The sequence below is a fragment of the Streptomyces sp. WMMC500 genome, assembly GCF_027497195.1.
In the GTDB taxonomy this organism is placed as follows: Bacteria; Actinomycetota; Actinomycetes; order Streptomycetales; family Streptomycetaceae; genus Streptomyces.
On the sequence record NZ_CP114905.1, the window covers coordinates 7,790,017 to 7,813,896 of the forward strand.

General features: G+C 76.2%; 19 protein-coding genes and 2 pseudogenes. 17 read left to right on the forward strand and 4 right to left on the reverse strand.

Annotation, left to right across the window (positions count from 1 at the left end):
* Window positions 1-60: 60 nt before the first annotated feature.
* The 7 genes from O7599_RS33605 to O7599_RS33635 all read left to right on the forward strand — a co-directional run bounded on the left by O7599_RS33605 (window position 61) and on the right by O7599_RS33635 (window position 6,711).
* A complete protein-coding gene (locus tag O7599_RS33605) occupies window positions 61-297 on the forward strand; it encodes a hypothetical protein (protein ID WP_281619374.1) in 237 nt (78 codons plus the stop codon).
* Window positions 294-1,361: an AAA family ATPase gene (locus O7599_RS33610; protein ID WP_281619375.1), complete on the forward strand. Its 1,068-nt coding sequence runs from the start codon at window positions 294-296 to the stop codon at window positions 1,359-1,361. The genes O7599_RS33605 and O7599_RS33610 overlap by 4 nt, the downstream gene beginning before the upstream one ends.
* On the forward strand, window positions 1,358-2,317 hold the full coding sequence (locus O7599_RS33615; protein ID WP_281619376.1) for a DUF58 domain-containing protein: 960 nt from the start codon (window positions 1,358-1,360) through the stop codon (window positions 2,315-2,317). Before O7599_RS33610 ends, O7599_RS33615 begins: the two co-directional genes overlap by 4 nt.
* A 508-nt stretch (window positions 2,318-2,825) precedes the next feature.
* Window positions 2,826-3,776: a VWA domain-containing protein gene (locus tag O7599_RS33620; RefSeq protein ID WP_281619377.1), complete on the forward strand. Its 951-nt coding sequence runs from the start codon at window positions 2,826-2,828 to the stop codon at window positions 3,774-3,776.
* 140 nt (window positions 3,777-3,916) lie between these two features.
* Window positions 3,917-4,711 carry a trypsin-like peptidase domain-containing protein gene (locus O7599_RS33625; RefSeq protein WP_281619378.1) on the forward strand — a complete coding sequence of 265 codons (795 nt, stop codon included), beginning with the start codon at window positions 3,917-3,919 and terminating at the stop codon, window positions 4,709-4,711.
* A 9-nt stretch (window positions 4,712-4,720) separates the two neighbouring features.
* Window positions 4,721-5,392 (forward strand): response regulator transcription factor, encoded by a 672-nt coding sequence (locus O7599_RS33630; RefSeq protein WP_281619379.1) that lies wholly within the window; start codon window positions 4,721-4,723, stop codon window positions 5,390-5,392.
* Window positions 5,389-6,711 carry a HAMP domain-containing sensor histidine kinase gene (locus O7599_RS33635; protein WP_281619380.1) on the forward strand — a complete coding sequence of 441 codons (1,323 nt, stop codon included), beginning with the start codon at window positions 5,389-5,391 and terminating at the stop codon, window positions 6,709-6,711. Before O7599_RS33630 ends, O7599_RS33635 begins: the two co-directional genes overlap by 4 nt.
* A gap of 40 nt (window positions 6,712-6,751) precedes the next feature.
* Here O7599_RS33635 and O7599_RS33640 read toward each other — a convergent pair whose 3' ends face one another.
* The gene (locus O7599_RS33640; protein ID WP_101425485.1) at window positions 6,752-7,423 is read right to left on the reverse strand and encodes a lysophospholipid acyltransferase family protein; all 672 of its coding nucleotides are present in this window, start codon (window positions 7,421-7,423) and stop codon (window positions 6,752-6,754) included.
* Between the two features lie 217 nt (window positions 7,424-7,640).
* Between O7599_RS33640 and O7599_RS33645 the strand changes: the two genes are divergently transcribed.
* Together O7599_RS33645 and O7599_RS33650 are read left to right on the forward strand one after the other, a co-directional pair.
* Complete coding sequence (locus O7599_RS33645) at window positions 7,641-8,810, forward strand: glycerophosphodiester phosphodiesterase (protein ID WP_281619381.1); 1,170 nt, start codon at window positions 7,641-7,643, stop codon at window positions 8,808-8,810.
* A gap of 263 nt (window positions 8,811-9,073) precedes the next feature.
* A complete protein-coding gene (locus O7599_RS33650) occupies window positions 9,074-9,598 on the forward strand; it encodes a GNAT family N-acetyltransferase (protein ID WP_281619382.1) in 525 nt (174 codons plus the stop codon).
* On the opposite strand, the gene O7599_RS33655 is transcribed toward O7599_RS33650, so the two are convergent.
* A complete protein-coding gene (locus tag O7599_RS33655) occupies window positions 9,531-9,992 on the reverse strand; it encodes a hypothetical protein (protein WP_281619383.1) in 462 nt (153 codons plus the stop codon). The two genes, O7599_RS33650 and O7599_RS33655, sit on opposite strands and share 68 nt — an antisense overlap.
* Window positions 9,985-10,353 (reverse strand): hypothetical protein, encoded by a 369-nt coding sequence (locus O7599_RS33660; RefSeq protein ID WP_281619384.1) that lies wholly within the window; start codon window positions 10,351-10,353, stop codon window positions 9,985-9,987. Before O7599_RS33660 ends, O7599_RS33655 begins: the two co-directional genes overlap by 8 nt.
* A 564-nt stretch (window positions 10,354-10,917) precedes the next feature.
* On the opposite strand from O7599_RS33660, the gene O7599_RS33665 reads away from it, so the two are divergent.
* From O7599_RS33665 to O7599_RS33695, 8 genes and pseudogenes are all read left to right on the forward strand, one after another.
* On the forward strand, window positions 10,918-11,937 hold the full coding sequence (locus O7599_RS33665) for an ATP-binding cassette domain-containing protein (protein ID WP_281619385.1): 1,020 nt from the start codon (window positions 10,918-10,920) through the stop codon (window positions 11,935-11,937).
* Window positions 11,934-12,578, forward strand: a pseudogene (locus tag O7599_RS36940) (methionine ABC transporter permease); the annotation flags it as partial. The gene O7599_RS33665 and the pseudogene O7599_RS36940, both read left to right, overlap by 4 nt.
* Before the next feature lie 165 nt (window positions 12,579-12,743).
* Window positions 12,744-13,454 (forward strand): annotated as a pseudogene (locus O7599_RS36945) (MetQ/NlpA family ABC transporter substrate-binding protein); the annotation flags it as partial.
* Between the two features lie 77 nt (window positions 13,455-13,531).
* Complete coding sequence (locus tag O7599_RS33675; RefSeq protein ID WP_281619387.1) at window positions 13,532-14,137, forward strand: GNAT family N-acetyltransferase; 606 nt, start codon at window positions 13,532-13,534, stop codon at window positions 14,135-14,137.
* 122 nt (window positions 14,138-14,259) lie between these two features.
* Window positions 14,260-15,531 (forward strand): precorrin-6y C5,15-methyltransferase (decarboxylating) subunit CbiE, encoded by a 1,272-nt coding sequence (gene cbiE / locus O7599_RS33680; RefSeq protein ID WP_281619388.1) that lies wholly within the window; start codon window positions 14,260-14,262, stop codon window positions 15,529-15,531.
* 359 nt (window positions 15,532-15,890) lie between these two features.
* Window positions 15,891-20,042, forward strand: coding sequence for a nicotinate-nucleotide--dimethylbenzimidazole phosphoribosyltransferase (gene cobT, locus O7599_RS33685; RefSeq protein WP_281619389.1), 4,152 nt, complete (start codon window positions 15,891-15,893; stop codon window positions 20,040-20,042).
* A gap of 217 nt (window positions 20,043-20,259) precedes the next feature.
* A complete protein-coding gene (gene cobA, locus O7599_RS33690; protein ID WP_281619390.1) occupies window positions 20,260-21,501 on the forward strand; it encodes a uroporphyrinogen-III C-methyltransferase in 1,242 nt (413 codons plus the stop codon).
* An 81-nt stretch (window positions 21,502-21,582) separates the two neighbouring features.
* Window positions 21,583-22,401: an RNA methyltransferase gene (locus tag O7599_RS33695; protein WP_281619391.1), complete on the forward strand. Its 819-nt coding sequence runs from the start codon at window positions 21,583-21,585 to the stop codon at window positions 22,399-22,401.
* A gap of 109 nt (window positions 22,402-22,510) precedes the next feature.
* Here O7599_RS33695 and O7599_RS33700 read toward each other — a convergent pair whose 3' ends face one another.
* On the reverse strand, window positions 22,511-23,833 hold the full coding sequence (locus O7599_RS33700; RefSeq protein WP_281619392.1) for a serine/threonine protein kinase: 1,323 nt from the start codon (window positions 23,831-23,833) through the stop codon (window positions 22,511-22,513).
* Between the last annotated feature and the right edge of the window lie 47 nt (window positions 23,834-23,880).

Below are 23,880 nucleotides of genomic sequence, written 5' to 3' on the forward strand. Positions count from 1 at the left end.
GGATTTTCGCCTCCCGGTGATGACATGCGGTAACGCAGTCGTCTGACGGAGGAGACCCCGATGTCCCGTCGTATACGCAGGCTCTCGGTCGCCGGTGCCGCCGTGTTCGCCGTGGCCGGCCTGGCCACCGGCGCGTCCGCCGCGCTCGACAGCGCAGACGAGAAGCCCGAGGTGCGGCTCGTGGTCAACGAGGACCGCGAGCAGACCGGCGCCCCGGGCGGCAGCAAGAAGGACTGCCCGGACAAGGGCGGTTCACAGGCGCCCTCGGGCGCGGCCGAGAACGCGGGCGACCTGTGACCACCACCACCCCCGCAGGCCCGGGGCCCGCCGCCGCGCCGGGCCCCGGGACTGCGCTCCTGGAGCAGGCGCTCTTCGAGGTCAAGCGGGTGATCGTCGGCCAGGACCGGATGGTCGAACGGCTGCTGACCGCCGTGCTCGCCCGCGGGCACTGCCTGCTCCAGGGCGTGCCCGGCGTCGCCAAGACGCTCGCGGCGGCCACCCTGGCCACCGTGTCGGGCGGCACGTTCCACCGCATCCAGTTCACCCCCGACCTGGTGCCGTCGGACATCACCGGCACCCGCATCTACCGGCCCTCCAGCGAGACGTTCAGCGTCGAACCCGGGCCGGTCGCCGCCAACTTCGTCCTCGCCGACGAGATCAACCGCGCCCCCGCCAAGGTCCAGTCCGCCCTGCTCGAAGTCATGGCCGAGCGGCAGGTCAGCATCGGCGGCCGGACCATCCCCATGCCCGAGCCGTTCCTCGTCCTCGCCACCCAGAACCCCATCGAGTCCGAGGGCGTGTACGAGTTGCCCGAGGCCCAGCGCGACCGCTTCCTGCTCAAGGTCGACGTCTCCGCGCCCACCGAGGACGAGGAGCTGGCGATCCTCTACCGGATGAGCGTCGACCCGCCCGCCGCCCGGCGGGTGCTCGGGCCGCACACCCTCGCGGCCCTCCAGCGGCGCGCCGACGAGGTGTTCGTCCACCACGCCCTCGCGCAGTACGCGGTCCGCCTCGTCCTCGCCACCCGCGAACTCGCCGCCCGCGGCGACGCCTCCGGCGGCGGCCGGCTCGCCTACGGCGCGGGGCCGCGGGCCACGCTCGGTCTGGTGGCCGCGGCGCGGGCGCTCGCGCTGCTGCGCGGGCGCGAGTACGTGCTCCCCGCCGACATCGCGGCGCTCGCGCACGAGGTCATCGCGCACCGCCTGGTGCTGTCCTTCGACGCGCTCGCCGACGGCGTCACCCCCGAGTCCGTCGTCGACGAGGTGCTGGCCGCCGTACCGCAGCCGCGGGTCACCCCGCACCAGGCCGAGGACGCCGCCGCGGACCTCGCCGGATCCGGGAAGGCCGGGAGGGCGGCGTGAGCGCGGCGGGCACGGCAGCAGGCGCGGCGTCCCCGAAGGTGCCCGGGTCGCCGTCGCTGGGCGAACTCACCCCCGAACAGGCGCTCCGGCACCTGCGGCTCCTCTTCACCCGCCGCCCCGACGGCCTCCTCCAGGGCGAGCACACCGCCCTCGTGCCCGGCCCGGGCGCCGACCCCGACGAGAGCCGCCCGTACGCCCCGGGCGTCGACGACGTACGCCGCATGGACTGGAACGCCACCGCGCGCACGACCGTGCCGCACGTGCGGATGACGCTCGCGGACCGCGAACTGACCACCTGGATCGTCCTGGACGCCAGCGCCAGCATGGACTTCGGCACCGGCCGGATGGAGAAGCGCGACCTGGCCGTCGGCGCCGCCGCGGCCGTCGCGTTCCTCACCGAGCGCGCCGGCAACCGCCTCGGCGCCCGGCTCGTCCGCCCCGACGGCATCCAGCACATCCCCGCCCGCAGCGGCCGGCGGCACCTGATGCGGGTGCTGCGCACCGCGCTCGAACGGCCCCGCGTGCCCGCAGGGCCGCAGACCCACACCCTGGCCGGGGCGGTGGCCGCGCTGCAGCGCGCGGAGCGCCGCCGCGGGCTGGTCGCGGTCGTCTCCGACTTCCTCGAACCGGGCTGGGAGCAGCCGCTGCGGGCCCTGGCCCGGCGGCACCAGGTCCTGGCCGTCGAGGTCGTCGACCCCCGCGAGCTGGAGCTGCCCGCGGTGGGGCTGCTGACCGTCGTGGACCCGGAGTCGGGACGGCGCCGGGAGATCCCCACGCACTCCAGGCGCCTGCGGGAGCGGTACGCCGCCGCCGCGGCGGAGCAGCGCGCGGCGATCGACCGGTCGCTGCGGACCGCGGGGGCCGCGCGGCTGCGGCTGCGTACGGACCGCGACTGGGTGCGGGAGATCGCAAGGTACGCGGCGGCGCGACGCCGCGGGACGGGCGGTGCGGCATGACCTCCGGTCCGGCTCGCGCGTGTTCCGGTTCCGCGGTGGGCGCGGCGGTTCCGTCGCTCCTGTCGGCGTCGCCGGCCTCGTCGGTCTTGCCGGGCCCGGCCCTGCGGGCCGCGGGCGCGGCTGCGTGCGGACGGCGACCCGGTTCGGGAGATCGCACGGCAACCGTGCCCGCCGGACCGCATCCGGGCGGGCCCGGGGCCGTCGCGGCTCCGGTGCCGCGGCCCGCGTCGCGGGCGGGCCGGGCCCCGTACCCGCGGCGCCCGCCGCAGCGTGAGGACGGCCGCCGCCCCGACGGCCGCCGGTGCGCGGACACCGGACCCGCCGTACCCGCACGCCGGGTCCCGGCGCCGGACCCGCGCCCGGACGCCCCCGGGCCCGGTCCGTACCTGCTCGGCTGCGGCCCCGGGTCCGGCGGTTGCCCCGCCGACCGCACCCGGCCGCCCCGCACCTGTCCGCCCCGCAGCCGTCCGCGCGTCCGCCGCGGCGGCCGTCGCCCCGGAGGTGGCGTATGAGCCTCGCCTCGCCCGGGTGGCTCGTGCTGCTCGTGCCGCTCGCCGCCCTCGTCGTCGCCTACGTCGTCACGCAGGCCCGGCGCAGCCGCTACGCGGTGCGGTTCACCAACGTCGACCTGCTCGACAAGGTCATGCCCCACCGCCCCCACTGGCGCCGGCACGTGCCGGCCACCGCGTTCTGCGCCATGGCCGGGCTGCTCATCGTCGGCTTCGCCCGGCCCACCGCCGAGACGGAGGTGCCGCGCGAGCGGGCGACGATCATGGTCGCGCTGGACGTGTCCGCCTCGATGCGCGCCACCGACGTGCAGCCGTCGAGGTTCACCGCCGCGCAGGACGCCGCCCAGGCGTTCGTGGCCGAACTGCCCGAGCGGTTCAACGTCGGGCTCGTCACCTTCAGCGGCACCTCCACCCTCGCCCTGCCGCCGACCACCGACCGCGAGGCCATGCGCCGCGCGCTCGACCGGCTCGACACCCGGCAGGGCACCGCGATCGGCGAGGCGGTGTTCTCCTCCGCCGAGGCCATCCGCACCCTCGACGAACAGGCCGAACGCGAGCCGCCGCCCGCGCACGTCGTGCTGCTCTCCGACGGGCAGAACACCACGGGCCGCGGCACGCCCGCCGCCGCCGAGGAGGCGGCCGCGGCCGGGATCCCGGTGTCCACCATCGCGTACGGCACCGAGAACGGCACCATCGACCTGGCCAGCGGGCAGAGCGTGCCCGTGCCGGTCGACGGGCCCGCGCTGGAGGAGCTGGCCACCGCGACCGGCGGCGCGTTCCACGAGGCCGCCTCCGGCGAGGAGCTGGAGGCCGTGTACGAGGACATCGGCAGCTCCGTCGGCTACCGCACAGAGGAGCGCGAGATCTGGCAGTGGTTCGTCGCCGCCGCGCTGGTCGCGGCGCTGCTGGCCGCGGCCACGTCCCTGCTGTGGTTCTCGCGCCTACCGTGAGGAGAACGACCGTGACCCACGCCCGTACCGGCCTAGGCGAACCCCGCGGCCCCGCGTTCACCGCCGCCGCTCGCACCGGCCCCGCGGCCCCGCGGCCCGCGGCCGGGCCCCCGCCACCGTCCGCGGCGCACACCGCTCCCGTGCCCCCGTCCCCCACCCTCACCCCGACCCCGCCCCCGGCGCCGCGCCGCGCGGCGAACCGAGCCCTGGCCGTCGCCGTCGTCGCCGCAGTCCTCGCCGGCGGCGCGGCCGGGTTCGCCGCCGGCGAGCTACGCGGCCCCGCGGGCGGCGAGGAGGCGGCGGCCGGCGTCCCCCCGCCGGCCGCCGCCGGGCGGAACCCGGGCGGCCTCGACAGCGTCGCCGCCCGGGTGCTGCCCGGCGTGGTGTCCGTGCAGGCCGGCGCACGGCAGGGCTCCGGCTTCGTCTTCGACGACCGCGGCCGCGTCCTCACCAACGCCCACGTCGTCGGCGGCGCCACCGACGCCACCCTGGTGCTGCACAGCGGGCGCCGCGTCGACGCCCGGGTGCTGGGCCGCGACACCGGCCGGGACGTGGCGGTCCTGGAGCCGGCCGGGTCGTACGCCCCGCGCCCGCTGCCCATGGGCCGCTCCGCGGACCTGTCCGTCGCCGACTCGGTCCTCGCCATCGGCTCACCGCTGGGGCTGTCCGGCACCGTCACCTCCGGCATCGTCAGCGCCGTCGAGCGGGAGGTCTCCCTCGGCGGCGGCGCACAGCAGCGGGCGGTGCAGACCGACGCCTCCATCAACCCCGGCAACTCCGGCGGTCCGCTGGTCGACGCCCGGGGCCGGGTCGTCGGCATCAACACCGCCATCGCCTCGCTGGACCGGGGCGGCGGCGGCTCGATCGGCATCGGCTTCGCCGTGCCCGTGGAGGACGCGGTCCGGGCGGCGGACTCGATCATCGACGGCGATTAGGTTCGTCCCATGCGGATTCTCGTGGTCGAGGACGAAGAGGACCTGGTGGGCGCGCTCAGGGTCGGTCTGGTGCGCTCCGGGTACGCGGTCGACACCGCCGCCGACGTGGACGGCGCGCTGGAGAAGCTCGGGGTCAACGAGTACGACCTCGTGCTGCTGGACCTCACCCTGCCCGACGGCGACGGCCTCGCCGTCTGCCGGGAGATACGCGCGGCCCCCGGCGGCCCGCGGATCCTGATGCTCACCGCCCGCGACCGCCTCGCCGACCGGGTGCGCGGCCTCGACGCGGGCGCCGACGACTATCTCGTCAAGCCGTTCGCGCTGCCGGAGCTGCTGGCGCGCATCCGCGCCCTGCTGCGCCGCGACGAGGGCGGCACGTCCGTCGTGGAGGTCGGCGAACTGCGGCTGGACACCGCCAGGTTCGAGGCGTACCGCGGGAGCCGCGCGCTGCGGCTCACCCCCAAGGAGTTCGGCGTGCTGCACTACCTGATGACCCGGCCGGGCCGCGTCGTCTCCGCCGAGGAGCTGCTGGAGCACGTCTGGGACGAGAACGCCGACCCGTTCACCAACACCGTGCGCGTCACGGTCGGTTCGCTGCGCCGCAAGGTCACCGGCCAGGACGAGCCGCTGATCGAGACCGTCATCCGGCACGGCTACCGGCTGAAGGAGGAGACGCCGTGAGGCGGCCCCGGCTGCCGCTCCCGGCGTTCGTCCACACCATCCGCTTCCGGCTCACCGTGCTCTACTCGGTGCTGGTGTTCTGCCTGACCGCGCTGGTGCTCGGCGGCGCGTACGTCGCGGTGCAGCGCAGCGGCGACGCCCAGCCGGTCAGCAAGGAGCTGCGGGCCGAGAAGCGCGTCGACGGCGTACGGGTCGGGGACATCGACGTCGTCAAGGCCGAGGACGTCGAGGCCGCCGTCAACTACGAGACGCTGGGCAACCTGCGCACCTTCTCCTTCGCCGTCCTCGGCGGCGTGGCCGTCGCCAGCCTCGGCACCGGCTGGGTGCTCTCCGGCCGGGCACTGCGCCCCGTACGCGCCATCGCCCGCACCGCCGAGGAGATCCAGGCCGGCAGCGACCTCTCCCGCCGCATCCGGCTCGACGGCCCCCGCGACGAGCTGCGGATGGTCGCCGACACGGTCGACTCGATGCTCGACCGGCTCGACGGCGCGTTCGCCGCGCAGCGGCAGCTCGTGGACGACGCCTCGCACGAGCTGCGCACCCCGCTGGCCATCATCCGGGCCAACCTCGACGCGGTGCTCACCGTCGAGGAGTCGGAGCCGGAGGAGCGCCGGCGGGCCGTCGCCGTCGTCGACCGGGCCACGACGCGGATGACGAGGCTGGTGGAGGACCTGCTCGCGACCGCGCGCCGGTCGGCCGCCGCGTTCGCGGACGCGGACGTGGACCTGGCGGCGGTGGCGGACGAGGCGTGCGAGGAGTTCGCGCCGCTGGCGGCGGAGCGCGGGCTGTCGATCCGCCGCCGGCTGGACGAGGGCCTGGTGCTCATCGGCGACCCGTACGCGCTGCGCCGCGCCGTCGGCAACCTGCTCTCCAACGCGGTACGCCTCGCGCCCCCCGGCACCGGCATCACGGTCGCGGCCGGCCGTGCGGAGGGCTGGCTGTGGATCGCCGTGCAGGACGCGGGGCCCGGCATCGGCGAGGGCGAACAGGCCCGGGTCTTCGACCGGTTCTGGCGCGGCGACACCGGACAGGAGGGCCGGCCCCGCGATCGGCACGCGGGTCTTGGCCTGGCGATCGTGCGGCAGATCGTGGAGTCGCACGGCGGCCGGCCGCGGCTGTTCTCGCGGGTGGGCGCGGGCAGCACGTTCGTGCTGTGGCTGCCCGACCCCGGCGCGGCGGCCGGGGCGCGCGGTGCCGGCGGGCCGCCGGACGAACTGCCCGCCGGGATGCGCGGCGCGGGGGACGACCGGCCGGGTGACGGCGGGGCCGGAGACGGGGGGCCGGGAGACGGGGGTGCGGCGGAGGTGCTGCAGAAGTAGGCGCCGCCGCGCGGCGGCGGTTCGTACCGCCGGACGGGTCCTAGGCCGCGGACTTCACCTTCGTGGCGTACACGTCGACGTACTCCTGGCCGGAGAGCCGCATGACCTCGCTCATCACCTCGTCGGCCACCGCCCGCAGCACGTACCGGTCGCGGTCCATGCCCTCGTAGCGGGAGAAGTCCAGCGGCTCCGCGAAGCGCACCGTGAACCGGGCGATCCGCGGCCGGCCCGCGCCGCCCGGCTGGATCTTCTCCGTGCCCACCATCGCGAACGGCACCACCGGCGCGCCGGTCATCAGCGTCAGCCGCGCCACGCCCGTACGCGCCCGGTACAGCCGGCCGTCGGGGGAGCGGGTGCCCTCGGGGTAGATGGCGAAGACCCGGCCCTCCTCCAGGATCCGGCGCCCGGTCATCAGCGCCGCGACGCCGCCCCGGCCGCCGTCCCGGTCCACCGGGATCATCCCGACCGAGGTGAAGAACCAGGCCATCAGCCGGCCCTTGACCCCCTTGCCCGTGACGTACTCGTCCTTGCCGATGAAGAACACCGGCCGCTTCACGACCAGGCCGAGGAACATCGAGTCCACGAACGTGAGGTGGTTGCCGGCGAGGACGACCGGGCCCGTGCCGGGGATGTGCTCGTGGCCCTCCACCCGGGGGCGGTACAGGACACGCATGAGCAAGCCGAGAAACGCCTTGATCAGAATGCGGAACAAGGAAGGATCCTCCGGTCGGGACGGTGACGCCTGCGACGATACCCGCCTGTCCGCGCCCTTCCCACCCCGGATTCAACCGGCCGAGACGCAGTGTTGCCGTTGATTTCACGAGCACGCCCGCCGCAGGTCTCCCGCGTCCCCGCCGGTGCGCCCTAGCATCGGGCCGTCTTTTGTCGAGGCGCCGGTGGGGCGCGGGTACGGCGGAGAGGTAGCTGACATGAGCGACGGCGGTACGGAGCGGCGGCAGCCCGGCAGACGGGCGGTGCTCGGCGCGGCGGCGCTGGGCGGCGCGGTGGCCGCGGCGGGCCTGCCCGGTACGGCGCGGGCCGAGGGCGGGTCCGGCGGCCACGGCGGGCCGGGGCGGGGCGGGCGGCTGCCGAACCCGGCGGTGATCGCGCACCGCGGGGCCAGCGGCTACCGGCCGGAGCACACCCTCGGCGCGTACCAGTTCGCCCTCGACATGGGCGCCGACGTCATCGAGCAGGACCTCGTGCCGACCAGGGACGGCCACCTCGTCTGCCGCCACGAGAACGAGATCGGCGGCACCACCGACGTCGCGGACCACCCCGAGTTCGCCGGCCGCAGGACCACCAAGACGGTCGACGGCGCGAAGATCACCGGCTGGTTCACCGAGGACTTCACCCTCGCCGAGCTGAAGACGCTGCGCGCCACGGAGCGCATCCCGGACGTACGGCGGCGCAACACCCTCTACGACGGCCGCTGGGAGGTGCCCACCTTCGAAGAGGTGCTGCAGTGGGCGGAGCGGCAGCGGCGCGGTACCGGCCGGGCGGTCTACCTCCACGTGGAGACGAAACACCCGAGCTACTTCCGCTCCATCGGCCTGGAGTTGGAGAAGCCGCTGGCGCGGCTGCTGCGCCGCTACGGCCGGGACGAGCGCAACTCGCCCGTCTTCCTGCAGTCGTTCGAGCCCACCAGCGTCGAGCGGCTCGCCGGGCTCGTCGACTCCCCGGTCGTCGTGCTGCTCGGCGCGGCGTCCTCGCGGCCGTGGGACTTCGTCGAGGCGGGCGACCCGCGCACCGTCGCCGACCTGGTCAGGCCCGAGGGGCTGGCGTGGATCGCGGGCTTCGCCAAGGGCATCGGGCCGACGCTCGACCTGATCATCCCGAAGGACGCCACCGGCAAGCTGCTGGAGCCCACGACCCTCGTCCGCGACGCGCACGACGCCGGGCTGGTGCTGCACCCGTACACGATGCGCAACGAGAACAGCTTCCTGCCCGCGGACTTCCGCACCGGCACGGACCCGGCGCAGTACGGCGACGCCTTCGGCGCCTTCCAGGTCTACTTCGAGACCGGCATCGACGGCATCTTCACCGACAACCCCGACACCGGGCTGCTCGCCCGCGACGACTTCCTCGCGCGGGACTGACCGTCACGGGCCGCCGGGGGCGGCCGGCGGCCCGTCCGCCCGTCGCCCCCGGCCGGTCCCGCACCCGGCCCACGTACCCGGACATCTCAGGCGAGTTGGCAATATCACAGGGAAGCCTCGGCCCGGTACGTAGCCACGGCACGACCGCTCCGCGCAGAATGCTCCCGGCAGAGGTTGGGCCGGGTGAAGTGCGGGGAAACACGCGGTAGGCCGCAAGTTCTTGCGGTCTGTCTACCGGGTGCACTTGAGGAGGCGGGCGCGGCATGGGCAAGAGTGTGACGATCACGCCGGCGACGAACGACGACGCCGAGCAAGTCCTGAAACTCCAGTACCTCTGCTACCAGGCCGAGGCCGCGCTGTACGGCGACTACCGCATACCGCCGCTCACCGAGACCCTCGACGAGCTGCGGGCGGAGTTCGACCGGGGCGCCGCCGTCGTCGCCCGCCTCGGTGACGAGGTCGTCGGCGCCGTCCGCGGCACGGTCGAGGTCAACGGCACCGCCGTCATCGGCCGGCTGATCGTGCACCCCAGGATGCAGGGCCACGGCCTCGGCGCCCGGCTGCTGCTCGCCATGGAGGTCCTGCTCGCCGAGGGTGGGAACCCCGTCAAGCGCTTCCAGCTCTTCACCGGGCACCGCAGCGAGGCGAACCTGCGGCTGTACCGGCGGCTGGGCTACGAGCCGGTGGGCACGGAGAAGGTCAGCGCGCGGCTGAGCCTGGTCACTTTGGAGAAGGCTCCGCGGGGCGCCGCTCAGGCGGCTGTCTCCTCAGCCACCACAGCCCGATGACCGGCAGGATCACGGGCAGGAAGAGGTAGCCGCGGCCGTAGTCGGACCACACGGTCTGGTCCGGGAACTCGGACGGCTGCACCTCCGTCCACGTGCCGATCGTCAGTACGCCGATCAGTTCGGCGGTGATGCACCACAGTGCGAGCCGGCGTGCCGTCTCACCGCCGCGGGCGAGGGCGGCGGTGATGAAGACGTAGACGACGGCGGCCAGCGCGGAGAGCACGTACGCGAGCGGAGCCTCGTCGAACTGCGTGCTGAGCTGGTAGACGGCCCGCGAGGTCGCGCCGACCGCGAAGACGCCGTACAGCGCGAGGATCAGCCGCCCGGGCCCGCTGGACAGCCCGGTGCGCCCCTGCTCGCGCGGCTCCCCGGCCGCCGGCTGTCGCTCAGCCACCGCCGCCCGCCCAGATGTCGTGCAGCCGCACCTGCAGCACGGCCAGGACGAAACCCCCGACGGCCACCGTCGCCGAGCCCCAGCGGCTGCGCTCCGACAGCGACAGCAGGCCGGTCGCGGGCACCGCGAACCCCGCCGCGAGGAGGTAGGCGACGAACACCGCCGTGCCCTCGTCCGGGTCCTCGCCGCGGCCGAGCTGTACCAGGCCGACGACCACCTGAACCAGTGCGAGGAAGGTCACCACGGCCATGCCGATGAAGTGCCAGTCCTTCGTGGGCTCATCCTTGACGGCGGCGTACCCGCACCAGGCCGCGAGGGCGAGCGCCGCCACCGCGACGGCGATCGTCAAGGGGAGGAACATGACTCGACCTTACTGCGTCGTCGCCCGCCCCCCGATCCGGGTCCCGGCACCGTCCGTACGCTCCGGGCCCACGCCCCCGCGGCCGTGGCGTTGACCACAGCGCCCACCCCGCACCGGCCCGCCGGATTCTCCGCCCGGAACCGTATCCATGCAGGTCACAGCCGTATACGGGGGCGATGGCGGCGGTCCGTCCTGCGCTGTCCGGAATGCGGACGGCGGTCCCGGCCCGCGCCGGCGATCTGTTTTACTGGCCCGCATGACCACGACGAGCAGCCGCACCCGTGCGACCGAGGCGAGCAGCATGACGCCCGGTGCTCGTTGTATGTGTCGAATGCACCCCTGAGGGCCCCCGCCACGAGACTCGCGCCCCGAAGCGAGACCGCGGGCCGCTCCGCCGCCGTGCCCCGCACGGCCGTGCCGGGAGCCGGGCCCGCGGGCCCCGGGCCGCGCCGCGCCGCCGCCCGGAGCATCCACGCCTGCACCCACCCCCAGCAGCGCGCCCCGCCGTGGGCGCGCCGTGCCCGTCCGCGCCCGCGGCGGGCACCCGAGAGCAATGGAACCCACGTGATCACAGTCACGGACCTGAAGAAGGTCTACCGCTCCCGCGGTCGCGAGACCGCCGCGCTCGACGGCGTCGACCTGCGCGTACGCGAAGGCGAGGTCTTCGGCGTCGTCGGCCGCAGCGGCGCCGGCAAGTCCACCCTCATCCGCTGCGTCAACCTCCTGGAGCGCCCCGACTCCGGCACCGTCACGGTCGCGGGCCAGGACCTCACGGCCCTGACCGGCCGCGAGCTGCGCGCCGCCCGTACCCGTATCGGCATGATCTTCCAGCACTTCAACCTGCTGAGCGCCCGCACCGTGCAGGACAACGTCGAACTGCCGCTGGAGATCCTGGGCCTGTCCGGGCAGGAGCGCGCCCGCAAGGCGCTCGACCTCCTCGACCTCGTCGGGCTGGCCGACCGCGCCAGGGCCTACCCGGCGCAGTTGTCCGGCGGCCAGAAGCAGCGGGTCGGCATCGCCCGCGCGCTCGCCGGCGACCCGCAGGTGCTCCTCTCCGACGAGGCGACCTCCGCGCTCGACCCCGAGACCACCCGCTCCGTCCTGGAGCTGCTGCGGGAACTCAACCGCGAACTCGGCCTCACCGTCCTGCTCATCACCCACGAGATGGACGTCGTCAAGGCCGTCTGCGACTCCGCCGCCCTGATGCGCTCGGGCCGGATCACCGAGTCCGGCACCCTCGACGACCTGCTGGCCACCCCCGGCTCCGAGATCGCCGCCCAGCTCTTCCCCGTCGGCGGCGAGGCGTACGGCACCGGGAGCACCATCGTCGACATCACCTTCCACGGCGACACGGCGAGCCGCCCGGTGATCTCCCACCTCTCGCGCACCTACAACCTCGACGTGTCGATCCTCGGCGCCGCCATGGACACCGTCGGCGGCCGGCAGGTCGGCCGGATGCGCATCGAGCTGCCCGGCCCGTACGAGCAGAACGTCGTCCCCCTGGGCTTCCTGCGCGAGCAGGGCCTGCAGATCGACCCGGTCGGCGTCGACGCCGACCTGCCCGCCCTGGAGAGTGCCAAGTGAGCTGGACCGAGATACGCCCCGAGCTGCTGACCGGCCTGTGGGAGACGCTGGCCATGGTCGGCTGGGCGGCGCTCATCGCCGTCGTCCTCGGCACCCCGCTGGGCGTGCTGCTGGTCCTCACCGACCGCGGCCGGCCGCTTCAGAACACCGTCGTCAACCGGGTCATCGGACTCGTCGTGAACATCGGCCGCTCGCTGCCGTTCATCATCCTGATGCTGGCGCTCACCGCGTTCACGCGCGCGCTGGTCGGCACGTCCATCGGCCTCAAGGGCGCCATCGTGCCGCTGGCGATCAGCGCCATCCCCTTCTTCGCCCGGCTGGTCGAGACCGCGGTGCGCGAGGTCGACACCGGCCTCGCCGAGGCCGTGCAGTCCATGGGCGGCAGCACCTGGACCGTCGTCGTCAAGGCGCTGCTGCCGCAGGCCCTGCCGTCCCTGGTGGCGGGGCTGACCACCACCGTCATCGCCCTCGTCGGCTACTCCGCCATGGCCGGCGCGGTCGGCGGCGGCGGCCTCGGCGACGTCGCCATCCGCTACGGCTACCAGCGCTACGAGGGCGACGTCATGCTCGTCACCGTCGTCCTGCTCGTCGTCCTCGTCAACGGCGTCCAGCTCATCGGGGACTTCTTCGTCCGCAGCCTCAGCGACCGCAGCACCCGCAGCGCCGCCTACCTGCGCGTCTCCCGCCCGGCGCGGGCCGGGGTCACCGCGGTCGCCGGCGTCGCCCTCGTCGGCACGCTCACCGTGGGCACCGTCAACCTCACCTCCGAGGGCGGCGACGGCGGGTCCGGCACCGTCACCGTGGCCGCGACGCCCGCGCCGCACGGCGAGATCCTCGACTTCGTCAAGGACAACCTCGCCGAGGACGCCGGGATCGACCTGCGCGTCCGCGAGTTCACCGACTACGTCAAGCCCAACGAGGCGGTCGCGAACGGCGAGGTCGACGCCAACTTCTTCCAGCACACCCCGTTCCTCGACGACTACAACGACAAGAACGGCACCGACATCGTCCCGACCGTCGGCGTGCTGGTCGAACCCCTCGGCCTCTACTCCGACGGCGCCGACGACGTCTCCGCACTCGGCGGCGGCGACACCGTCGCCGTGCCGAACGACACCACCAACGAGGGCCGCGCCCTCCATCTCCTCGACGCCGAGGGCCTGATCGAGCTGAAGGACGGCACGGGCCTGAACGCCACCCTCGGCGACGTCGCCGACGACCGCGGTCTGGAGATCCGGGAGCTCGAAGCGGCCCAGACCCCCCGGGCGCTCCAGGACGTCGACGCCGCCGTCGTCAACGGCAACTACGCCATCGACTCCGGCCTCGACCCGCGCTCGGACGCCATCGCGCTGGAGAAGGCCGAGGGCAACCCGTACGTCAACATCCTGGCCGTGCCCGCCGACGACGCGGACGACCCCGAGATCAGGAAGCTCGGCGAACTGCTCCACTCCCCCGAGACCAAGGCGTTCATGGAGAAGGAGTTCCCGTCGTCCGTGCCGGTGTTCGGCCCCGTGGGCTGAGCCGTGGCACATCCGCCCGCGGATGCTGCATGCTGTCCGGGTCAGCTCGTCATCGGTCCACGCACTCGGAGAAGCGCATGTCATCCACCTTCCCGGACGTCTCCCTCAGCACGGACCGGCTGGTGCTCCGCCCGTTCGACGAGGAGGACGTGCCGGCGCTGACGGAGATGATGAACGACGAGGCCGTCACCGCGTGGACGCAGGCGCCGCACCCGTACACCCGGGACGACGCCCGCGACTGGGTGACGCGCGTAGCCCCGGCCGAGCGCACCGGCGGCCGGGGCATCGTCTTCGCGGTCTCGGAGTTCCTCACCCAGCGGCTCGTCGGCATCGTCCACCTCAGACGCACCGACTGGCGCACGCTGGCCGCCGAGGTCTCGTACGTCGTCGCCCCCTGGGCGCGCGGCGAGGGGTACGCCGCGGAGTCCGTGCTCGCCGTCGCGCGCTGGCTCTTCGACGTGCAGAAGTTCGAGCGTCTGGAGCTGCGCACCGCCGCGGACAACACCGCGGCGCAGCAGGTCGCGCAGAAGGTCGGCGGCATCAGCGAGGGCGTCCTGCGCAACGCCTGGATAGCGCGCACCCGCACCGAGGACGGCGGCTGGACGGACATCCGCACCGACCTGATCGTCTGGAGCCTGCTGCCGGAAGACCTGGACGCCGACGGCGAGAGTAGTGTGCTCTGACGCTCCCTCGCCGCCGGCGCGCGTGCGCGTGGACGGAACGTCCGCGCGTGCCGCCGCGGGCCGGGAGCGGGCGCCGGCCCGCCGGCGCGCCCCGCAGCCGACGACCAGGAGAGAAGTGAGCGATGGCGGACCGGGTCACCGTGATCGGGTGGGACGGTTCTCCGCTGACCGAGGCGGCGCGCGCCGCGCTCGGCGCGGCCAGCCTCGTGGCCGGGGCGGCGCACCACCTCGCCCTGCCCGAGGTACCGCCGGGCGCCGAGCGGATCCGGCTGGGCAGCGTGGGCCTCGCGGCCCGCAGGATCGCCCGGCACCGCGGCACGGCGGTGGTCCTCGCCGACGGCGACCCGGGCTTCTTCGGCGTCGTACGCACCCTGCGCGCCCCTGAACACGGCCTGGAGGTCGAGGTGCTGCCGGCGGTCTCGTCCGTCGCCGCCGCCTTCGCCCGCGCCGGGATGCCGTGGGACGACGCGCAGGTCGTCGTCGCGCACGAGCGCAACCTGCGCCGGGCCGTGAACGTCTGCCGGGCGCACCCCAAGGTCGCCGTCCTCACCTCGCCGGGCGCGGGCCCCGCCGAACTCGCCCTGCTGCTGCGGGACGTCCACCGGACGTTCGTCATCTGCGAGGAACTGGGCGGGGCGCAGGAGCGGGTGACGGTGCTCACCTCCGACAAGGTCGCGGACCACGTGTGGCGGGACCCGAACGTGACGCTGGTGATCGGCGGCGGCATCGGGGCGGGGTCCGGGCCGACCGCTCCCGGCCCCGCCGCCGCGCCCGCGGCCGGCGGCTGGCTCGCCGGGCACGACGCGGGCTACCCGCCCGCGGTGCGCGGCTGGGGCCTGGCCGCCGCGGAGTACGCGGCCCTGCCCGACGAGGGCGAGGCGCCGCAACTGCGCGCCGTCCAACTCGCCCGGCTCGGGCCCCGGAAGGGCGACCTCGTGTGGGACATCGGCTCCGGCGGCGGCGCGGCCGCGGTCGAGGCCGCCCGCTTCGGCGCCGCCGTCATCGCCGTCGACCGCGACCCCGACGCCTGCGCCCGCGCCGCCGCCGCGGCCCGCCGCTTCGGCGTGCTGCTGCAGACCGTCCACGGCACCGCGCCCGGGGTCCTCAACGACCTGCCGGAGCCGGACGTCGTCCGGGTCGGCGGCGGGGGCGCCGCGGTCGTCGCGGAGTGCGCCGCCCGGCGCCCCGAGCGGATCGTCGCGCACGCCCGCACCCGGGACGGCGCGGAGGAGGTCGTACGGGCCCTCGCGGACGCCGGATACGCCGTGGAGTGCTCGCTGCTGCAGTCGGTCGACCTCGACCCGGAGGTCCCCGCCGACGCGGGCCAGGGTGCCGGCTGGCGGGAGCGGGAGCGCACGGTGGTGTTCCTCATCGCCGGGAGCCGCGCGGGCTGAACCGGGGGTGCGCGGGGTGCGCGCGATGCGCTCCGGGCGCGCGGGAGGCGTGCGCCGGGTGCTCCCCACGGTGCACCGGACGGCGCCCGCGCGGCTCGACCCCCGCCGGACCCGCGTGCGGATTGCGGGTAGGCTGGCCGACTGTTGTGCCGTGACCTGGCATTCGTTGGAGTGTTGCCGAATGCCGGTAATGTCCGGGGGTCTTGTCGCAGTTGTCGGGAACGTAATCCCTGCGGGCCGGTCGTGCCGCCGGGCAGGGTGTGCTCGTTCTGGTTACGGGCGGCCGGTCTGTCCCGCGGGGGCTGCTGCCGGACGAACGGTCGGAAGGAGCTGGAGCGATGGGCGAGGGGTACGGACGCATGACTGACACCGGCAAGCTCCCGGAAGGGCACCAGCCGGGGCCGGACGACGCCGCCGGAGGACACCACCCCGCCCCCGCCGCAGACCCGTCGGCCACGGCCGCACCCGCCGAGGCCGCGCCCGCGGCGGAGGGCGCGGCGGACGACGACGACTTCCTGTTCCTGCCGGGCGCCCAGGGCGCCTGGACGGACCCGCGGCTCCCCGCCTCCGCCGGCGCGCGGACCGCGCCCCCGGCGGGCGGTACGGAGCCGGCCACGGGCGGGCAGCGGCGTCCGCTGCACATGGGCCCGCCGGTGCCGGAGCAGGCCGGGGGAGTGGTGCGCTCCCTCGCGGACCGGGGCCCGGCGGGCGGCTCCGCGGACACGCACGAGGCGGTCGCCGCCGACGCGGTGCACGCGACGGGCAACGAGGACGCCGCGGGCGCCGGTTCGCCGGCTCCGGCCGGCCGGCAGGCCGCGGCGGCGGGCTCGGAGCAGGCCGGACCCGCGGGAGCGGCAGCGGCATCGGGCGCCGTACCGGAGCAGGGTGCTGCCGCTCCGGACGGTGCGGGCCCCGAGGCGGTGGCCGCCGAGCCGGCGGTGGACGGGGCTGCCGAGCCCGGCCCGGCCGCGGCGGGCGGACTCGCCCCCGCCGGGCAGATCCCGCAGCAGCCGGTACGTACGCCGGGGCCGCCCACGGCCGGCCCGGAGTACCTGGACGTCACCCGGGTCGCCACAACCCGCCTGCCGGGCCCGCAACTCGGCGAGATCCCGCCCGCACCGGCGGGCTGGACGACGGTGCCGCACCCCGCGAACGGGGAGACCGTCGCCCGGCCGCCGCACGCCGGCGGAGAGGACTCCGCGGCCGCCCCCCTCCCGGTGCCGGCGGACGCCCGGGAGGCGGCGCCCGCGAGCCCGCCGTCCGGCGCGACGGCCGCGCACGGCACGGCCGAGGGGGCAGGTCCTGCCGCGAACGGCGAACCGGCCGCGGCAGGGCAGGACACCGGCGCCACCGCCGGGCAGAGCACGGCCGGCACGCCCTCGCCCGCCCCCGTGGACGCCGCACAGGCGGCCGTTCGCAGGGCGGCGGCCTCGGCGGGCGCGTCGCTGGGCCGCGGGATCTCCGCCCACGGCGGGTCCGCCCCGCCCACCGCCGGCGGGAACGGCCCGGCGGAGGCGCAGGCACCGCAGAACCCGTCGCCGGATGGTCAGCCCGACGTACCCGCCGCGGCGGGTACCGGGAACGGGACGCAGACCGAAGGCGGTGCACCCGCCCACGGCGCGGCCCCGCACGCCGCTCCCGCCGCGCGCCCCGGCGAGGGAGCCGGGACCGAGCCCGCCGCCGTGCCGAGCGGCCCGGAGGGCCCCGCGGGCGGCCGGGCGACGGACGGTTCCGTGAACGGGACCACGCCGCACGCCGTACCCGCCGGCCGGTCCGCCGACGACACCGCGGCCCGGCCCGGTGCCGCCGTACCGGGCGGGCAGGCCGGCGACGACTCCCCGGCTCCGGCCGCCGGTCCGGGTGAGTCCGCGGCGGCGGCCCGGCCCGCGGACGGGGTGCTCCTCCGCGCCGTACCCGGCGACGACAGCGCGGCTGGGACCGCGGACGACGGGCCGGTCCTTCCTGCTTCGAACCGGGAACCCGGCGACGGCTCCCGGCCGCGGGCCGACGAACCCGCGCCGCGCGACCGTACGGCCACCGCCGCGCCCGCCGCGGCGCAGGCGAACGGGCAGCCCGGCGGCAACTCCCCGGTCCGGCCGGGTCGTCACGGCGACCCCGCCGGGCCGGAGGCCCCCGCCGGGCAGCACACGAACGCGACCGCGGCCCACGGGCAGCCCGCCGACGGCGCCCGGGCGCGGGCGGCGAACGGCCGGGCCGTGCCCGGCGGGCAGCCCGCCGCACCCTCTCCCAAGGGCCACCGGCAGGCTCCGGTCCACGGGGTGCCCGCATCGCGGGCGTCGAGTGACGACGCGGCCCCCGCCGCCGTGCACGCCGCTTCCGGCGGGCGGCGCGGCGTGTCGCTGGGCGTCCGCAACGGCGCTCAGGAGACCCCCTCCGGCAGTGCCGGGGAAGCGGCGGCCGACGCGTCGTCCGAGGCCCGGCCCGGGGGCGACGACCCGCAGCGCACCGCCGCGCCCGTGACGCAGATCCGCGGCCGGCGGCGGCGCGGCACGGCCGTGAGCGCACCGGTCACGGCCGCCGCCACCCCGGCCCATGACGCGCAGGACGGGAACCCACAGGACGGAGACCCAGCGACGGCGGGCGCCTCCGTACCCGCGCAAGGCTCCCCGCACCCCCGCCCCGCCCCCGCGGACGAGGCACCGGCCGCGGCGTCGGCGCCCGCCGCCGGGACCCCGGCGCCCGCCGCCGCACCCCCGGCCGCCGCGCCGGTCCCCGCCGCCCCCGCGGCAGACGAGCCCGGCACCCCGGCCCCCGACCCCGCGGCTCCCGGCTTCGCCGACGCCGAGCGCGCGGCCGTCCACCGCGTCATGCGCGAACGCCGCGACATCCGCAACGGCTTCCGCTCCGACCCCGTACCCCACGAGGTGCTGCTCCGCGTTCTGGAGGCCGCCCACACCGCCCCCAGCGTCGGCCACTCCCAGCCGTGGGACTTCGTCGTCATCCGCTCCGAGGAGACCCGCCACCGGATGCACGAGCTGGCGGCGCGCCAGCGCGAGGCGTACGCGAAGAGCCTGCCCAAGGGCCGCGCCAAACAGTTCAAGGAGCTGAAGGTCGAGGCGATCCGGGACACCCCGGTGAACATCGTCGTCACCGCCGACCCCACCCGCGGCGGCCGGCACACCCTCGGCCGGCACACCCAGCCGCAGATGGCCCCGTACTCCTCCGCGCTCGCCGTCGAGAACCTCTGGCTCGCCGCCCGCGCCGAGGGCCTCGGCGTCGGCTGGGTCAGCTTCTTCGACGAGCGCGAGCTGGTCCGCGAGCTGGACCTGCCGGAGCACCTGGACGTCGTGGCGTACCTCTGCCTCGGCTACGTCGACGAGTTCCCGGACGAGCCGGAGCTGGTGCAGGCCGGCTGGTCCAAGCGCCGCCCGCTGTCCTGGGTCGTCCACGAGGAGAGCTACGGCCGCCGCGCGCTGCCCGGCGAGGACCCGCACGACCTGCTCGCCGAGACCCTGGAGGGCATCCGTCCGCTGGACGCCAAGGCGCTCGGCGAGGCGTGGGAGCGGCAGAAGCGGATGACGAAGCCCGCCGGTTCGCTCGGCATGCTGGAGATCATCTCGGCGCAGCTCTGCGGCCTGTCCCGGAAGTGCCCGCCGCCCGTGCCGGAGCCCGCGGCCGTCGCGGTCTTCGCCGGCGACCACGGCGTGCACGCGCAGGGCGTCACGCCCTGGCCCCAGGAGGTCACCGGCCAGATGGCCGCCAACTTCCTCGGCGGCGGCGCCGTCTGCAACTCCTTCGCCGCCCAGGTCGGCGCGGAGGTGTGCGTCGTGGACGCCGGGGTGGCCGCAGAACTGCCCGCCACGGCCGGGCTCGTGCCGCGGAAGGTGCGCAGAGGCACGGCGGACATGACCGCGGGTCCCGCGATGACCCGCGAAGAGGCGCTCCGGGCCGTCGAGGTCGGCATCGAGACAGCCCGTGACCTGGTCGCGGCGGGCAACAAGGCGCTGCTGACCGGCGAGATGGGCATCGCGAACACGACCGCCTCCGCCGCGATCATCGCCGTCTTCACCGACTCCGAGCCCGCCGAGGTGACCGGCCGCGGCACCGGCATCGACGACGAGACGTACGCCCGCAAGGTCGAGGCCGTCCGCCGCGCCATCGAGGTCAACCGCCCCGACCCGTCCGACCCGATCGGCGTGCTGGCCGGGGTCGGCGGCCTGGAGCACGCCGCGCTCGTCGGCTTCATCCTCGCCGGCTCCTCGCTGCGCACGCCCGTCGTCCTGGACGGGGTGAGCGCGGGCGCGGCGGCGCTGGTCGCCCGCGCGGTGGCGCCGGAGGCGCTGGCGGCGTGCATCGCGGGCCACCGCAGCCCGGAGCCGGGGCACGCGGCGGCGCTGACGAAGCTGGGGCTGCGTCCGCTGATCGACCTCGACCTGCGCCTCGGCGAGGGCACCGGCGCGCTGCTGGCGCTGCCGCTGGTGCAGAGCGCGGCGCGGGCGATGCACGAGGTGGCGACGTTCGACGCGGCGGGCGTGACGGAGAAGGGCTGAGCGCGGGTTCCGGCCGGGACGGTCCGTCCGTCGCCTTCCGGGCGCCCGACGGCCCGTCGGGCCGGTCCGTATCGCGGTGTCCCCCGCGGCGGGGCCGCCGCGCGGGCCATAGGGTTGGCGTCGCGGGCCGTCCCCGGCCGTCACCGGCCGCGGCCCGCGACGAACCGCCGCTCCAGCGCCGCAGCGGCCGGCACACCGTACGAGGAGCCGCTCCGCCATGTCCCGTCCCCCCGCCCGCCTCGCCCCCGGTCCCGACGCCTTCGCGTACCCCGTCGGCCTGCGTCTCGCCGGCCGGCGCGTCGTCGTCCTCGGCGGCGGCCAGGTCGCCCAGCGCCGGCTGCCGGCGCTGATCGCCGCCGGCGCCCGGGTCACGCTCGTGTCCCCGTCCGTCACCCCCTCGGTGCAGGCGATGGCGGACGTCGGGGAGCTGACCTGGGAGCAGCGGCCGTACGCGGACGGGGATCTGGAGGGCGCCTGGTACGCGGTCGTGGCCACCCGCGACCCCGAGGCCAACGCCGCCGCCTCCGCCGAGGCGGAGCGCCGCCGCGTCTGGTGCGTACGCAGCGACGACGCCTCCGCCGCCACCGCCTGGACCCCGGCCACCGGCCGCAGCGAGGGCGTCACCGTCGCCGTGCTCACCGGCAGCGACCCGCGCCGCTCCGCGGCCGTCCGCGACGCCGTCGTGGAGGGCCTGCGCGACGGCACGCTCAGCGCCCCGCACCACCGCACCCGGGCCCCCGGCGTCGCCCTCGTCGGCGGCGGCCCCGGCGACCCGGACCTCATCACCGTCCGGGGCCGCCGGCTGCTCGCCGAGGCCGACGTCGTCATCGCCGACCGCCTCGGCCCCCGCGACCTCCTCGACGAACTGCCGCCGCACGTGGAGGTGATCGACGCCGCGAAGATCCCGTACGGCCGGGCGATGGCCCAGGAGGCGATCAACGACGCGCTGATCGAGCACGCCAGGGCGGGCAAGGCGGTCGTGCGGCTCAAGGGCGGCGACCCGTTCGTCTTCGGCCGCGGCATGGAGGAGGCGGAGGCGCTGGCACGGGCGGGCGTGGCGTGCACGGTGGTGCCGGGCGTCACCAGCGCGATCAGCGTCCCGGCGGTGGCCGGCATCCCGGTCACGCACCGGGGGGTGGCGCACGAGTTCACCGTCGTCAGCGGCCACGTCGCGCCGGACGACGCGCGTTCCCTCGTCGACTGGCCGGCGCTCGCGCGGCTGCGCGGCACGCTGGTGCTGCTGATGGCGGTGGAGCGGATCGGGGCCATCGCGGAGACGCTCGTCCGCGAGGGGCGTCCCGCCGCGACGCCGGTGGCGATCGTGCAGGAGGGCACGACGGCGGCGCAGCGCCGGGTGGACGCCACGCTCGGCACGGCGGCGGCGGAGGTGGAGCGCGCGGAGGTACGGCCGCCGGCGGTGATCGTCGTCGGCGAGGTGGCCGCCCGGCCGGCCGGCTGACGAGGCGGCGGGCGGCGACGGGCCGCGCCCGCGGCGTACCCCGGCGGCGGAATCGCGCCGGCCGCACGGCAGGATCGTGCCGTGGCAGAACTCATCACGATCGACGACCCCGCCGACCCGCGCCTGTCCGACTACGCCGGCCTCACCGACGTCGAGCTGCGCCGCCGCCGTGAGCCGGCGGAGGGGCTGTTCATCGCCGAGGGCGAGAAGGTCATCCGGCGCGCGGTCCTGACCGGCTACGAGACGCGCTCCATGATGCTCTCCGCCAAGTGGGTCGACGTGATGCGGGACGTCATCGACGCGCTGCCGGCGCCGGTGTACGTCGTCGGCGTCGAGGTGGCCGAGCAGGTCACCGGCTACCACGTGCACCGCGGGGCGCTCGCCTCCATGCGCCGCAAGCCGCTGCCCGACGCCGCCGGGCTGCTGGCGCACGCCCGCCGGGTCGCGGTGCTGGAGACCGTCAACGACCACACCAACGTCGGCGCCGTCTTCCGCAGCGCCGCCGCGCTCGGCATGGACGCCGTGCTGCTCTCGCCGGACTGCGCCGACCCGCTGTACCGGCGGTCGGTGAAGGTCTCCATGGGCGCCGTCTTCCACGTCCCGTACGCGCGGCTGCCCTCCTGGCCGCAGGACCTGGAGACCGTCCGCGCGGCGGGCTTCACCCTCCTCGCGCTCACCCCCGACCCGCAGGCCGTGCCGCTCGCCGAGGCGGCGCCGCAGCGGCTGCCGCGGCTCGCGCTGATGCTGGGCACGGAGGGCGCGGGGCTGTCGGCGCGGGCCCTGCGGGCGGCGGATCAGCGGGTACGCATCCCGATGTCGCACGGCGTCGACTCGCTCAACGTGGGCGCCGCCGCGGCCGTCGCGTTCTACGCGGTGGCGACGGCCCCGGCCGACGGCTGAACCCTCGCCGTACCGGTCTGCGGACCCGTGGCCGAAAACCGCCGCGGGTCCGGCGGGGCACGGCGGATCATGCCCGCGCGGCACGCCGCGGCCTGCTCCAGGCGTCGTACTAGAGCGGGCCCTGACAGCCCTGAGCCGCGGCGATGCCGAGCGCGACCAGCAGCGTCACCGTCACGAACACGATCAGGCGCTGCCGCATCAGCCGCGCCCGGTCCGGCGTAGGCCGTCGCTGCGGCGCGGGCTTCCGCGGCGCCGCCGCCGCGCCCTCGCGCGGCCCGCTCCGCGACCCCTGCGTACGCTGCTCCGCCTGCCGCGCGCGGTGCTCCGCCTGCCGCCCGCGCTCCGCCGCCGGCCGGCCCCGCTCGGGTGCCTGACCCCGCGGAGCACCGCCGCCCGCGCGCTGTCCGGGGCGCTGCGCCGGACCGGGCCGCTGCGCCCCACCCGCCCGCCCGGCGCCCTGCGGCCCCGGGCGCTGCGCGGCGCCGGCACCGGGGCCCGCCCGCCCCGCGCCCGTGGGCCGCGGCGTCGGCGGCCGGTGCGCGGCCGTGGGGCCCGGAGGCGTACGCTCCGCGGCGGTCCTGCGCTGCGGGGCGGGCTCCGGCCCCGCCCCGTGCGCCTCGCGGGCCGCGATCTCCTTCAGCCGCAGCGACAACTGCAGGGTCGACGGCCGGTCGTCCGGCGTCTTCGCCAGGCAGGTGCGCAGCAGCGGCGCCAGCGCGTCCGGCACCCCGTCGAGGAGCGGCTCCTCGTGCACCACCCGGTAGAGCATCACCTCGGAACTGCCCTGCCCGAACGGCGAGTCGCCCGTCGTCGCGTACGCGAGCGTGGCGCCCAGCGAGAACACGTCGCTCGCCGGCGTCACCGGCTGCCCCCGGACCTGCTCGGGCGCCAGGAACCCGGGCGAGCCGACCGCCGTGCCGACGTGCGTCAGCGTGGAGGCCCCGGTCGCCCAGGCGATGCCGAAGTCGATGATCCGCGGGCCCTTGGGGGAGAGCAGGATGTTGGACGGCTTCAGGTCGCGGTGCACCACTCCCGCCTCGTGCACGGCGACCAGGCCCTCCGACAGGGCCGCGCCGATCGCCGCGACCCGCGCGGCCTGGAGCGGCCCCTCGTCGCCGACCTTGTCGTGCAGCGAGGGCCCCGGTACGTACTGCGTGGCGAACCACGGCCGGTCCGCGTCCAGATCGGCGGCCACCAGCCGCGCGGTGCAGCCGCCGCGGATCCGCCGGGCGGCGGAGACCTCGCGGGCGAACCGCGACCGGAACTCCTGATCCTCCGCCAGGTCCGGCCGGATCACCTTGAGCGCGACCCGCTGGCCGCGCCGGTCAGAGCCCAGGTAGACCACGCCCATGCCGCCCGCGCCGAGCCGCCGGTGGATCCGGAACGAGCCGACGACACGCGGATCCTCGCGACGGAGCCGCATCATCGCCATGCCGTAACCATCCCCGCTGCCCGGTCTGTCTGCCGTGCACAGCTTAC